16 protein-coding genes are annotated in these 13,312 nt (G+C 44.7%); 15 read left to right on the top strand and 1 reads right to left on the bottom strand.

Annotated elements, in window-relative coordinates:
* Positions 1-2 precede the first annotated feature (2 nt).
* The 13 genes from cobT to DKT73_RS09215 all read left to right on the top strand — a co-directional run bounded on the left by cobT (position 3) and on the right by DKT73_RS09215 (position 8,429).
* Positions 3-1,067: a nicotinate-nucleotide--dimethylbenzimidazole phosphoribosyltransferase gene (cobT, locus tag DKT73_RS09275; protein WP_111638276.1), complete on the top strand. Its 1,065-nt coding sequence runs from the start codon at positions 3-5 to the stop codon at positions 1,065-1,067.
* 57 nt (positions 1,068-1,124) lie between these two features.
* On the top strand, positions 1,125-1,901 hold the full coding sequence (locus DKT73_RS09270; protein ID WP_232827829.1) for an adenosylcobinamide-GDP ribazoletransferase: 777 nt from the start codon (positions 1,125-1,127) through the stop codon (positions 1,899-1,901).
* Positions 1,898-2,488 carry a histidine phosphatase family protein gene (locus tag DKT73_RS09265; RefSeq protein ID WP_111638275.1) on the top strand — a complete coding sequence of 197 codons (591 nt, stop codon included), beginning with the start codon at positions 1,898-1,900 and terminating at the stop codon, positions 2,486-2,488. Before DKT73_RS09270 ends, DKT73_RS09265 begins: the two co-directional genes overlap by 4 nt.
* 73 nt (positions 2,489-2,561) lie before the next feature.
* Positions 2,562-3,176 carry a trimeric intracellular cation channel family protein gene (locus DKT73_RS09260; RefSeq protein WP_111606361.1) on the top strand — a complete coding sequence of 205 codons (615 nt, stop codon included), beginning with the start codon at positions 2,562-2,564 and terminating at the stop codon, positions 3,174-3,176.
* A gap of 33 nt (positions 3,177-3,209) precedes the next feature.
* Complete coding sequence (gene cobO / locus DKT73_RS09255) at positions 3,210-3,839, top strand: cob(I)yrinic acid a,c-diamide adenosyltransferase (RefSeq protein WP_111638274.1); 630 nt, start codon at positions 3,210-3,212, stop codon at positions 3,837-3,839.
* Between the two features lie 180 nt (positions 3,840-4,019).
* Positions 4,020-4,463 carry a DUF2753 family protein gene (locus tag DKT73_RS09250; protein ID WP_111638273.1) on the top strand — a complete coding sequence of 148 codons (444 nt, stop codon included), beginning with the start codon at positions 4,020-4,022 and terminating at the stop codon, positions 4,461-4,463.
* Between the two features lie 10 nt (positions 4,464-4,473).
* The gene (locus DKT73_RS09245; protein ID WP_111638272.1) at positions 4,474-4,692 is read left to right on the top strand and encodes a hypothetical protein; all 219 of its coding nucleotides are present in this window, start codon (positions 4,474-4,476) and stop codon (positions 4,690-4,692) included.
* A gap of 105 nt (positions 4,693-4,797) precedes the next feature.
* Positions 4,798-5,109 carry a S26 family signal peptidase gene (locus tag DKT73_RS09240; RefSeq protein WP_111638271.1) on the top strand — a complete coding sequence of 104 codons (312 nt, stop codon included), beginning with the start codon at positions 4,798-4,800 and terminating at the stop codon, positions 5,107-5,109.
* 106 nt (positions 5,110-5,215) lie between these two features.
* A complete protein-coding gene (locus DKT73_RS09235) occupies positions 5,216-5,836 on the top strand; it encodes a YitT family protein (protein WP_111638270.1) in 621 nt (206 codons plus the stop codon).
* A gap of 138 nt (positions 5,837-5,974) precedes the next feature.
* Positions 5,975-6,505, top strand: coding sequence for a GNAT family N-acetyltransferase (locus tag DKT73_RS09230; protein WP_111638269.1), 531 nt, complete (start codon positions 5,975-5,977; stop codon positions 6,503-6,505).
* Between the two features lie 27 nt (positions 6,506-6,532).
* A complete protein-coding gene (locus tag DKT73_RS09225) occupies positions 6,533-7,222 on the top strand; it encodes a pseudouridine synthase (protein WP_111638268.1) in 690 nt (229 codons plus the stop codon).
* A gap of 12 nt (positions 7,223-7,234) precedes the next feature.
* A complete protein-coding gene (locus DKT73_RS09220; protein ID WP_111638267.1) occupies positions 7,235-7,606 on the top strand; it encodes a DUF2750 domain-containing protein in 372 nt (123 codons plus the stop codon).
* A 193-nt stretch (positions 7,607-7,799) separates the two neighbouring features.
* Complete coding sequence (locus DKT73_RS09215) at positions 7,800-8,429, top strand: TetR family transcriptional regulator C-terminal domain-containing protein (RefSeq protein ID WP_111638266.1); 630 nt, start codon at positions 7,800-7,802, stop codon at positions 8,427-8,429.
* Between the two features lie 6 nt (positions 8,430-8,435).
* On the opposite strand, the gene DKT73_RS09210 is transcribed toward DKT73_RS09215, so the two are convergent.
* A complete protein-coding gene (locus DKT73_RS09210; protein ID WP_111638265.1) occupies positions 8,436-11,894 on the bottom strand; it encodes a PAS domain-containing hybrid sensor histidine kinase/response regulator in 3,459 nt (1,152 codons plus the stop codon).
* Positions 11,895-12,133: 239 nt separating this feature from the next.
* Here DKT73_RS09210 and DKT73_RS09205 point away from each other — a divergent pair, with 239 nt between their 5' ends.
* Together DKT73_RS09205 and DKT73_RS09200 are read left to right on the top strand one after the other, a co-directional pair.
* Entirely contained in the window at positions 12,134-12,496 is a 363-nt protein-coding gene (locus tag DKT73_RS09205; protein WP_111638264.1) for a DOPA 4,5-dioxygenase family protein, read from the top strand.
* Between the two features lie 277 nt (positions 12,497-12,773).
* On the top strand, positions 12,774-13,256 hold the full coding sequence (locus DKT73_RS09200) for an FKBP-type peptidyl-prolyl cis-trans isomerase (protein ID WP_111638263.1): 483 nt from the start codon (positions 12,774-12,776) through the stop codon (positions 13,254-13,256).
* Positions 13,257-13,312: the final 56 nt, after the last annotated feature.

Genomic DNA, 13,312 nt, shown 5'->3' with positions numbered 1-13,312 from the left:
CCTTGTTTACACAGTTTTCTATTCAAACACCGTCGGCCGTTATCGGTGCCGAGTTACAACACAAAATTGATAACAAAACGAAGCCGTTAGGGGCCTTGGGTGAGCTGGAAAACATTGCTTTTCAGCTTGGCACAATTCAGCAGACCTTAACACCTGACGTATCAAAGCCCAAAATGATTGTCTTTGCTGCCGATCATGGTGTCGTTGCCCAAGGTGTTAGTTTGTTTCCTCAAGAAGTGACCCCGCAAATGGTGATGAATTTCTTGATGGGCGGCGCGGCGGTCAGTGTGTTTTGTGCTCAGTATAATGTTCCACTTCGTGTTGTTGATGTGGGGGTGAATGCGGAACTAGCTGCTCATCCTTTATTAGGTGCGCGCAAAGTGGCTTTTTCGACAAAAGATTTTAGTCAACAAGCGGCCATGTCAGCGAAACAGTTAGAGCAGGCTGTTCAAGCTGGAGTCGATGAGGCAAACCTTGCCATTGATGACGGCGCGAACGTGTTGATGTTTGGTGAAATGGGTATTGGTAATACGTGTGTGTCCTCTTGCATGATGACCGCGTTAATTGGCGTGAGCGCTTCAGACAGCGCGGGTCGAGGGACTGGGTTAGATCAGGCTGGGGTTTCTCATAAGGCACAGGTTATTGAGCAATCATTAAAACGTGCAGAACAAGAAACGGGTCAGATGATGTCTGAGTGGAGTGCGCAAACACTCGCAGAGCAGGTGGGTGGTTTTGAAATAGTGGCAATGGCGGGGGCTATGTTGCAGTCAGCTCAGCGTCAAACCGCATTTGTAGTGGATGGTTTCATTTGCTCGGTGGCTTTATTGTTTGCTCAGAAAGTCGCACCTAATGTGCGTGACTATGCGATTTTTGCTCATCAATCCAATGAAAAAGCGCACAAGATGCTGCTTGATTATTTGCAGGCAGAACCTATTTTGTCATTGGATTTGCGTTTGGGGGAAGGCTCAGGTGCTATTTTGGCGTATCCGTTAATCAACAGCGCTTGCGTGTTTTTGAATAAAATGGCGAGCTTTGAAAGTGCTGGCGTGAGTGGTTCAGAATCCTAAAAGTAGTGCTGAACGCAATGGCAATAATGTTGGTTATATTACACGATGGTGAACAGCATGATTATGGGTCCTTATTGGCAAGGTTTTAAACGCAGTCTGGTTACCTACACTCGAATCCCATTGAAAGTGGACTGGAGTGATGATATCAAGCACGTCCCTGCGGTGTGCTTTTTACCGTGGATTGGCGTTGTCGTTGGGTTATTGAGCGCTTGGCCATTATGGTTTGATTGGCCGACGTCTTTACAAGCTCTGTTTATGTTATTAACCGCGGTATTGATTACGGGGGGATTTCATGAAGATGGCTTGATGGACAGCTGCGATGGTCTGGTGGGCGGCTGGGACAAAGAACAACGCTTAGAAATCATGAAAGATTCGCGTATCGGCAGTTATGCCGCCTTGTCTATCTGGTTTTCTTTGTCTTTAAAATGGGCGCTGCTGAGCGAGTTGTTGACTGTTATCCCCGATTCTTTTTTAGGCTTTATTTATACCCTAAGTGGTTGGTGTCTTGTGCATGTTATCGCTCGGTTTATCCCTATTGTCCTGATGAATACGTTAGATTATGTGACCATGGGGCAAAGCAAGGCGTCGAGTATGATTGCTAAATTAGATCCTAGTCAGTGGCTGCTTGCGGTGTTGCCTTGTTTGCTGATTGGTGTGTTGGCTTTTAATCTGTTTGATTTGCTTGTCACTTTTGTTTTGGTAGCGGTTTTACTCTTTTTGATGCGCCTCTATTTAAACAAAAAAATAGCCGGTTTTAATGGGGATACCTTAGGTGCCAGTGAGCAGGTCGGTGAGATTTTTGTGATTCTGTGTTTGTTGGTGTCTTATTCATGAAGTTGTATCTGATTCGACACCCAAGGCCTGAGGTGAAGAAAGGCTTGTGTTATGGCGATATGGATGTGCCACTGGCGAAGGGGTGGGAAGAAGGCGCTCACGCATTAAAGCAGGCGTTATCGATAACATTTGATGGCGAGTCAAATGCGTGTTTTCACAGCCCATTAAGCCGAGCATTGCGATTGGCTGAATACATTAGCGATGATCAATCACAGACAGTAGATGCGTTAAAGGAGTTGGATTTTGGCAATTGGGAAGGACTGTGTTGGCAAGATATTCCCAAGCAAGAAATCGATACTTGGGCCGGAGACATTGTTAACTCGGCGCCTTATGGTGGTGAGTCATTGCAAGTCGTGGCGGATCGTGTCTGGCGCTGGTGGTTATCGGTGAAAGATTTGCCGATGGAGAATTGCGTGTTGGTGGCGCATTCTGGTGTTATTAAAGTGTTCGTTAGCATGCTTTGCCAATGGCCTTTAGAGCAATGCCATCGAATTGATGTGGGTTTTTGCAGTGTCACGGAGCTTTCCATTCAGGGAGATTTTGTGATGTTAAAACGCTTAGGTGCCGGCGATTGGGTGTCTAGCTAGCCATAAGTGTGGTTTACAAGTTGGGTTTGGTGTTCACCAAATCGTCTTAGGTTCGATTGAGAAAAAATACATAATGTTGCTATATCTGTTGGGTATGTTTGGGATTGCTGCGTTTGCTATTACTGGGGTTATTTCGTCCGGTAAAAAAGACATGGATCTTTTTAGTGTTGTGTTTCTTGGAATGGTGACCTCATTGGGCGGCGGTACGATTCGGGATACGGTTTTATCTGTTGAAACAGTCTACTGGGTAAAGGATACGTCTTATTTATGGGTGGCGTTTTTGTCATCGACACTGGCGTTTTTTACAGTGCGATTTATTGAAGACAGGCAGACGGTTTTCCATTATGCCGATTCTTTTGGCTTGGCGCTTTTTACCGTTGTGGCAACCGAGAAAGTCTTGCTACTTGGTTTTCCACCCACGATTGCCATTACCATGGGGATTATCACCGGTGTGGCGGGAGGCATTATTCGTGATGTGTTAAGTCATCGTCCCCCTTTGGTGTTGGGGCGAGAGTTTTATGCCACGCCTGCGTTTTTGGGGGCTTTGTTGCTGGTGTTGCTTGAAAAAAATATACCGACGCATGAGTTTAACTCGATTTACGCTGTGGCTTTAGTCTTTATACTGAGGGTGTTTGCGATACATAAAGATTTGTACTATCCAAGTTGGCTGTTGTACAAGAAAAAATAGTACAAGAAGAAAAAGCATAAAAAGAGATACATTATGACGGATGAGAAAAAAAACCTAGAGCAAAAAACAGAGCAAGCGGAAAAGAACGAAGCGCGTTTGTTGAAAAAAAAGGCGGTTGTTGATCAGCGTATTGCGGCGGCGACCGAAGAGCGTGGTGTGACTATCTTGCTAACAGGCAATGGCAAAGGCAAAAGCTCCAGTGCTTTTGGCACCATGGCTCGTGCGTTGGGGCATGGTCAAAAATGCGCTGTTATTCAATTTATCAAAGGTCGTAAAGCCACTGGGGAGCAGTTGTTTTTTGGTGCACATCCTTCCGTGGATTTTCACGTGATGGGACATGGCTTTACGTGGGAAACACGTGATCCAGAATTAGAAAAAGAAGCCGCTGAGCAAGCATGGGCGTTAGCAAAAGGGGTTTTATCGGATCCTAGTGTGCATTTTGTTTTGCTGGATGAAATCACCTATATGTACAAGTACGGCTATTTAAACGAAGCCGATTTAATTGCCGCCTTGGCCGCACGTCCTGCTCACCAAAACGTCATGATGACAGGGCGTACAGCTCCACGCGTTCTGTTAGACACAGTTGACACTCACAGTAAAATTGCCAATGAACGTCATGCTTTTGCAAACGGCGTTAAAGCGCAAGTGGGCATTGAATGGTAGTTCACTTGGTGTGCTACCGTTGTTTTTTTGTCTCTTAAGTCTGATTTGATCACGTCTTGACACTGTAAAGAATAGATTCAAATGAGATTTATTCTCAATTTTTCTGGCTTTATTTAAAATCTTTTACGATAATGATTCTCATTAATTTTAGTGAGAGTCATCTATATTGTGGAGGTCACCATGCAAGACTGGGAACGTTTAACAAGACAAGCAAATAAAGCGTATTCAAATCATGCTTTTTCAGAGGCGGTTGACTTAAATCAACAAGCGTTGAGGCAGGCAGAACGTTCGTTTGATGAAGATTTTTATCGAGACGCAGAGTCGGCAGTCGCCGCCGCTGCGGTCAGCTTCCTGAATATTGCTGAATCTTACACCGCATTAGGTGACTATATTTCAGCCAATACCCAATATGAAAACGCAGTGAACTTCTTACAGGCCATTATCGTTCGTCCAGACATGAACGATGAGCAACGCAATCTGATCATGAGAACAGCCACACATATTCGTTTTGAGTGGGAGTTGTTTTCTCAGAGTTATAACAAAAACGTATCTGCACAAAGTAAAGCGCTCATGCAAGCCTTGTCGCACGCCGTATCAATGCCAACGGCCTTGGTGCGACATTAATGGAGTTTGTATGAAGGTTCTGTTTTCTATTGTATTGGTCTGTTCCAGTCTTTTCATTAGCCATCTTGCTTTGGCGAATTCGAGTTCGGAGTCGTATTGGTTCGGTGATTGGGTGAATTTTGTGGCTGTATTGGCCGTGGGTGGTGTGATTAGCGGCGGTTTTATTTATAAGCAATGTGTGCGTCGCCGTAAGCAAATTAATAAGGAGAATATTCATCATGATGCATAGTGTGATTACTCAGCTCGATAAATTGATCCGTTTTGAGGTGGCACACGCCTAGTGTGAAGCCTTTGAATACAACGGTATATAGGCTAAATTAAAAAAGGAGGGTCTATGTTTCGTCTCATTAAAGTACAGGGCGAAAGCATGTCGCCAAGCTTGCATAATGGCGACTTTGTTTTTACAAGCCGTTGGTATCGTAAATTGCAAGTTGGTCATCTTGTCGTGGTGGATCATGCTTTGTATGGTCTTATTGTGAAAAAGGTGCTGCACATTGCGCCTGATGGTCAGCTTTGGCTGGGAGGGGAAACGAACAAAAGTCTGCAGTCTGAGCGCATTGGTTGGGTGTCACCCCGTCGAGTGGTTGGAAAAGTGATTGGGCGAATCTGTGCCAATCCGGTGTACAAAAAACAAGACACTTTGTGAAAAACACACAAGAATTGCTTTTGTAGCGGGTGTTGGTCTGCACAAGGTTTTTCTCTAAAATTCACGCCTCTTATTTCTACTTTTATTGATGGGCTAGAGAAAATTCATGTCAACAGCAGAGCTTCCGAAGGTACAAAAACATACACGTCTTGAAGACGCCCAAGCGGTTATTCTTGGTACCTTGATTATCGCCTTGGGCGTTAACTTGTATACTCATGCCGGTTTGCTTACAGGCGGTTCCGCTGGGCTGGCATTTTTGATGAAATATTCGACTCCTCTAACGTTTGGACAAGCATTTTTTCTGATAAACCTGCCTTTTTACATTCTGGCTATTATGCATTTTGGTTGGGAGTTTACGATTAAGACTTTTTTGTCGGTCTTTTCTTTGTCTGTTTTTGCTGACGTGACTCCGATGTTGGTGAGCTTTGATCAGGTGAATCCCTTTTATGCCAGTGTGGCCGGAGGGTTTTTGATGGGGGTGGGCTTTTTAATGCTGTTTCGCCACAATGCCAGTTTAGGTGGGTTGAATATTTTGGCTCGCTACCTTGCTGAAAAATACGGCATTTCGATGGGCAAATTTCAGATGGCTGTCGATTGCGTTATCGTGTTGTTGTCTGTTTTTGTGGTGGATTTTTACTTGATCATTATCTCTGTGATTGGGGCCGTGGCGTTAAATATGATTATTGCGGTAAATCATAAACCTGGTCGTTATATGGGAAATGTTTAAAAGCTCGAATGAATTTGCATAAAAAAGCGGCTTAGGTCGCTTTTTTTATGCCTTCAAATGACTTAACGAACACGGGCGTTTCCTAACCGGCGCTCGCTCAGGTATTATTGCAATAATCTAAAAGACGAGGAAAAGAGTTTGGAATTACTCAAAGTAGACAACCTTAATCCCTATCTAGATGATCTTGTTGAGTTGCTGTGTGATGCAGTGGATTCCGGTGCGCCTATTGGCTTCTTGCCACCAATGAGTGAATCTGAGGCAAAAGCTTATTGGCTGTCGATCAATGATGATTTACAAGCCAATGCTCGACAAGTTTTGCTCATCCGAGAAGATAATAAAGTAGTGGGTAGCGTGCAAATTGCTATGTCACCAAAAGCGAACGCACTGCACCGTTGTGACGTGGAAAAATTGATGGTTCATACACAAGCCAGAGAGCATGGCCTCGGTGGAATGTTGATGCAAGGTGTTGAACGTGTTGCCGCCTCTATGCAGCGTCAATTGCTGATTCTCGAAGTCAGAAGTGACGACATAGCTCACGACATGTATGTCAATATGGGCTATATTCCGTTTGGTGAGGTGCCAGGCTACACGCGAAGTGCCAATGGCATGCTGCACAACGCGACGTTTTTTTACAAAGAAATTGAAACCACCCACGAAGTATTCTCTTAAAACTGAATAAATCCATAGGCGATACCCTTGAGACTTGATTTTTATTTATCCCACGTGACCGATTTGGCACGTAAAGCAGCAAAAATTGCGGCATCAAAAGGCCGTGTTACGGTGAATGGTGTGGTGGTTAAAAAAGCCAATTATACCGTGCAAGAAGGGGATCAAATTTGCCTAGACGATGCGCTTTTAGCGTGGCCATCTGAAGGCTACTACTTATTGCATAAACCGGCGGGTTATGTGTGCGCTACGGAAGATTCAGATCATCCTACTGTGTTGGATTTATTGCCTTCCCATTTAGGTCAAGCGTTGAAAATAGTGGGGCGTTTAGACAAAGACACCACGGGCTTGTTGTTGCTGACGACGGATGGCCAATGGCTGCATAGAATTACGTCACCACGCAATGCTTGTAACAAGCGCTATCGTATGATGTTAGCGGATCCTATTAGTGACGAGGAGCTTAAGCAGTTAGAGGAGGGGGTGATGTTGAACGGCGAAACACAGCCCACATTACCTGCGATCGCTGAGCGTATCAGTGAGTGTGATATCTACCTAACCATTCAAGAAGGCAAATACCACCAAGTGAAGCGTATGTTGGCCGCGGTAGGTAATAAAGTAGAAGAGCTCCATCGTGATCAGATCGGGCCACTTAAACTGGATGCAGACATGCCAGCTGGCGAATTCCGTGAATTGACTGAAGAAGAAGTCGCTTACTTTTAATAAAGAGATTAAATGATGAAAGAATTATCGATGGATGAACGTGTTCAACTGTTGGTTGCGCCTGATAGCGAACGTTTGGCGTATTTTATTGAACAAGCGAAAGCCACTGAATTGGTGTGGAGCTTGAGTAATGAAGATGGTTTTGTGATGGTTGAAACCGACGACGGCGATTGCGTGATGGTTTGGCCCGATGCCGAATTTGCGAGCCAGTGGGCGATTGAAGATTGGGACGACTGTGAGCCAGTATCCGTCACCCTAACCACTTTCAAAAATGAATGGTTACCCAGTCTTGCAGCAGACAAGATTACAGTAGCGGTTTTCCCGAATATTGAAGACGAAGGTAAGCTATCAACAGCGCAAGAGTTAACGGATTTACTGGCTTAATAGAGAACCCCCTCCCTAACCCTCTCCTTTAAAGACACAAGGGGAGGGAATAAACGAGTTTGCTCCTTCTCTTTAAGGATAAAGGGAATGGAACAAAACTCGCTTTCTCCTCCCTGCTAAGGGGGAGATTAGGAGGGGATGAGTCTTGTTGCAGTGCTGTTCACAAAAATACAAATAAGGACTTAACTCCCCCATGAGCAAACGTCAAAATCACCGTGAAGAAGTCTTTGTTAAAATACTGGATGCGGCCGCCATCGAGTTTGGCTTAAAAGGTTACAATGGCGCCAGTTTGCAGCACATTGCTGAACGTGCAGGTCTACCTAAGCCCAATATCATTTATTACTTCCAGTCTAAAGAAAATTTGTACAAGCAAGTGCTTGATCAGACATTAACGGGTTGGAATGATCTTTTTGACAAGGCAACCATAGACGATGACCCGGCCTGTGTGTTGGACAGTTTTATTCGCGTTAAGCTCAAGCATAGTTTTGAAAACGGCGAGGCTTCCCGCTTATTTGCGATGGAAGTGGTTGGTGGTGCGTTACACATTGGTAACTACCTAAAAGAAGAGCTAAGACCTTGGTTTAGGTCGCGGACAGCGCTGTTACAATCATGGATGGACGCAGGCAAAATGCGCCAGTGTGATCCGTCAAGCGTGATTTACATGATTTGGGCAACCACTCAACATTACGCAGACTTTGAAGCCCAAGTGCTGGCCTTGAGCGGTATTGAGTCGCTGGGTGACGAAGATCTACAGCGTATTGGTGATACGGTTAGCGGTATTATTCTCGCGGGCTGTGGTTTAAGTCTGCCTACAAAAGAGTAGCGCTTGTTATTTTGCATTCTCTCTTAGTTGATGAATGTGTTGAATCAAAGCCCGTAATTTTGCGGGTTTTGCGGGCTTTGCCATATAGGTAATATTCTGTTGTTTGCAAAGCTCTACTAGCTCAGGGTCGCGTAATGCGGTAATTAATACCGCTGGAATGCTCTTTCCGGCACGCTCCCTGAGCGCTTTAATTAAGGACACTCCGTCTTTATTATCATCAAGGTGATAATCCACCAAGAGCAGTTCTGCTTCGCCTTCGGCGTTCATGGCTTCATCAAAACGGTTGAACGTACGGCAGTCACATTGCCAATGCGTTAACAATGTATTCATTGCGACGAGATTGTTTTTCTCGTCATCAATGCACCACACATAACAATGCGCTAACTTATCTTGGGCGGGTCTCGTGACTTGGGGGGCTTGCACATGCGTAATGAAATTGCTTTGAGCCAAGGGAATGCCAATACTAAAACAGCTCCCTTTGCCTGGCGTAGAGTGTATTTCGGTGGCTAAGCCTAATTGTTTCTGCATTCGACGCACCAAGCCTAAGCCTAATCCCATGCCGGGTTCTTGGGTATTTTCCCAGCGATAAAAATCGTCAAAGATTTTTTTTTGCTCGCTCGCTGGAATGCCAACCCCTGTGTCCCAAACCTGTAAATAGACGACCCCAGAACGTGGTCTGACACTTAATAGTACACGACCTTTTTGTGTGTATTTTACCGCGTTTGAGACAAAATTTTGTATGATCCTACGCAGATAAATAGGGTCGGTATGCACTCTAAAAGGACGTAAGTGAGTGGTTAGTCTGATGTGTTTGCTTTCTGCGATGACGCCAAATTCCGCCACAATCGGAGCCAGAATGTCGAGTAAGTTACAGTCGACTAATTTGGGTTGAATTGCGCCTTGGTCTAAGCGAGCAATTTCAAGTAGGGTGGAAATCAGCGCTTCTGTGGATTCTAATGAATCGGACAGTTTTCCAATGACTTGGTTGGTGTCATTGGGAAGTTCGGTTGATTGCAAAATTCCCATATAAAGTTTGGCTGCATTCAGCGGTTGCAAAATATCATGACTGGCCAAGGCGAGAAACTCTGTCTTAGACGCATTGGCTTGTTCGGCTTCTGCTTTTGCACTGATGAGAGCTTTTTCGGCTTGGTTGCGACGTTCGATCTCTTGCATCAGTTCATGGTTTACACCTTGCACTTCTACCGTACGAGCTTCAACCCGTTTTTCCAAATCTATGTTGGCTTCTTTCAGCGCTTGCTGGCTTTCAATGTGTTCCGTCACATCGGTGAAACTGGTGACAAAACCACCGTCAGGCAGCGGGTTACCTACCATTTCAATCACTCGACCACTGGCTCTACGCCGCAGAAAGCGGTGCGTGGTGCCTTTTCTTAAGTGCTCTAAACGCTTATTGACGAGATCTTCTATGTCACCGACACCACATTCACCCCGTTCGGCATTGAAGCGGATGAGTGTCTCGACTGGTAAGCCTACTTCCAGCATCCCTTCCGGATAAGGGTAGAGCGAAAGGTAGGTTTTATTCCACGCGACAATTCTTAATTCCTTATCCACTACACTGATGCCTTGATCTAAATTGTCCATAGAAACAAACAATAAATTTTGGCTGAATTGGATGGCCTGAGTGGTCTCATCCAAGTAGGTCACCATTTCTTCTACCTTGATTTGTTTGTCAACCAAGATGGAATTAATAATGGTACGGGCTGACGAGCCGCCTAATACACCGCCCAAAATACGTTCGCAATAATCAACAAATAAACGATTCGGTGCCGCGTTAGAGGGGATACTTTGACTATAATCTTGCTCAAAACTTGATAGCACTTGCTGGCTTTTTTGCTTGCCTAAAAAAGTTTCCAGTAGTACGAAGAAATCGCCATTGGTTGCTTTGCTTTTGGGTTTGAAAAAGCCTTTTTCCAGCTCTGTGGTTGGGCTAACAAAGGCCGTCGCTTGGATGCGATCTATCAAACGCTCCGTGGATAATAACGAGCCAGCCACATAGCCGACAATGTTCGCCAATAGACTAATAAAAGCCCCATAACTGATCAATTCAGAGCGTGACTGTGCGCTATATAATGCCCAATCTATGTTACCTGCGAGTGGTAACATCATGAGCAACATCCATGACAAGAAACCCAGTGTTAAACCTGCGTACACACCATAGGCGTGGGCGCGTTTCCAATATAAGCCACCAAATACCGCTGGCATGAGCTGTAAAACCAATGAAAAAGCCAATATGCCTGTGCCTGCTAAAGATTCATTGTTGGCCATTTTTTGGTAATACAAAAAAGACAGCACAAGAATGCCGACCATTGCGAAACGCCTAATCACCAGTATACGGCGTCGGTAAAGAGGCAAGGCTTGTTGTTGAGCACTGGCGCGAGCCAGCATCAGTGGCAAGATCACATCGTTGCTGATCATAATACTAAGGGCAAAAGTGGCGATGATGATCATGGCGGTGGTAGCTGACATGCCACCGAGGAAGATTAATATCTGCAGTGGTAGGTTATCGGATACTAGGGCAAACTGAATCACATAAGTATCTGGATTAATATCGGCCGAAAAAAGGCTCTGACCAGCAATCGCAATGGGCGGAATAATGGCGGCAAAGATGAATAAATATAAGGGGAATAACCAACGTGCCATGTCGGACTGACGGTTATTTTGATGGTCTACAACGGTCACATGAAATTGCCGAGGCAAACAAATGACCGCCGCGGCAGACATAAAGGTTTGCATTATGAAAGGGAAGGATAAGAATTGCTCTGGTTTCCACACCGAGAAATCAACATTTTTGCTGAGTTTATTAACATCAAACTCATGAGTCATCAGAACGGCAACGATACCCACTGCGACAATGGCGATCAGTTTAAAAAGAGATTCTGCTCCAATGGCCAGCATCATGCCGGATCGGTATTCGGTGACCTCGACTTTGCGTGTGCCAAACAACATGGCAAATATGCCCATTAAAATGGTAGCGATTAACACCACAAGGCTGGTGGAAGACTCGTCCTGATTCACAAAAAGAGCAAAGTTTGCCCCAATGGCTTTCAGTTGTAGCGCGATATAGGGAATGACCGCCAGCATGCTGATTAGAATGACGAGGGGCGCCGTCATTGGGCGTTTGCCATATCGAGAAGAAATAAAGTCGGCGATAGAGGTAATGTTCTGCTTACGGCTTACCGTTATCATTTTTCTTAGAATGGGAAAAGCAAAGAGGTAGAGCAAAATAGGGCCGAGTAAGATAGGTAAATAACTCCAACCCGAGCGTGACGCCTCGCCAATAGAGCCATAAAAGGTCCACGCTGTACAATAAATGGCCAAGGATAAGCTGTAGACTAATGGATGACGAGTCAGTTTTTTAGCGGCAGGGCTTTCTTTGTCCCCCCAGATGGCAATCCAGAACAGACCGAAAACATAAAGAATGGCTAACAGAATCCAGAAAACCGTCATTGAATAAATCACCTGAACTTAGGCTGATACGTCATTATTGTTTGTCTTAAGACTTTTAGGTCTTATTCTTATATAAATGTAACACAGCCGATACAACAATCCTCTACGACTTAGGTCGGGTAGCCTTGGTGATTGTTTCTTATTTGATAATGCTGCGTTTTGTACAAGAGGCTCAGGCCAAATGACAACGGATGTTACACTATTGGAAAACGGTTTGAAAAATTAAGATAGGAGCCGCTATGAGTTATTTTTTGCCTGAGACCAAGATCAAAGCGTTTCATGCGCATCTTTATTACTGTGACGAAGCGGGTGTTGAACTGGCCAAAAAAGTGGCAGAGCAGGCTAGTGAATTGTTTGATATTCGAGTTGGACGCTTTCACCAAAAGCCAGTTGGACCTCATCCTGTATGGAGTTGTCAGTTGTTTTTTGCCGCAGAAACCTTTGGTCAAATTATTCCTTGGCTGATGTTAAATCGTCAATCGCTAGACGTGTTTGTTCATCCGTTAACGGGAAATGAGTACGTTGATCATACCCAAGGGGTTAGCTGGTTAGGCAAATCCTATGAGCTGGATATCGCCCAGTTCATGCCACCGAGTGAGTGATTTCAGAGCATAAGTGAGACTAAAGATTTGAAACGATTTGGTTGTTTTTAGCTTTTTTTCAAAATATTTGTGCCAGATCCCTTTAAAAATCGTCGAACGTACCAAAGTTTTAGGCTTATACGGTAGTTATTGGGCTTATGGGACGTTATCATAATGCTACAAACTATTGTTTGGGTTCGTGTTGTGGCGGTGTAACGCTTATTGTTGAAAGGTAAGATTTGCTTGTATCAAGCGCTCGTTCCCTCAGTATTTATTATTTATTCATTAGGAGAATACAATGCAAATCACAGAAAACACCGTAGTTAGCATGCACTACACATTGACTGACGAACAAGGCCAAGAGCTTGATTCATCTGTTGGTCAAGAGCCTTTAGTGTTTCTAAGCGGTGCTCAAAATATCATTGATGGTTTGGACAAAGCGCTTCAAGGTAAAGCAGCTGGTGATAAATTGGCTGTTTCTGTTGCTCCTGAAGACGGTTACGGTGCCGTTCACCAAGAATTGATTCAAAAAGTGCCTACTGAGAATTTCCAAGGCGTTGATGAAATCCAAGTAGGTATGCAATTCATGGCGCAAACACCTGGTGGTCAACAGCCTGTGACAGTGATCGCGGTAGAAGACGACGGTATCATGCTTGATGGCAACCATCCTCTTGCCGGTAAAACATTGAACTTTGATGTTGAAATCATTGATGTTCGTGCTGCCTTGGCTGAAGAACTAGAACACGGCCATGTTCACGGCGCGGGCGGTCATCACCACTAATCCTATTTCTTAGTAAATAGCAGAATATAAAGTAAGCGGCTTCTGGCTTGTTTTAA

The organism is Marinomonas shanghaiensis (assembly GCF_003259175.1).
Classification (GTDB): Bacteria; Pseudomonadota; Gammaproteobacteria; order Pseudomonadales; family Marinomonadaceae; genus Marinomonas; species Marinomonas shanghaiensis.
This window is presented reverse-complemented; position numbering and strand designations above follow the sequence as displayed.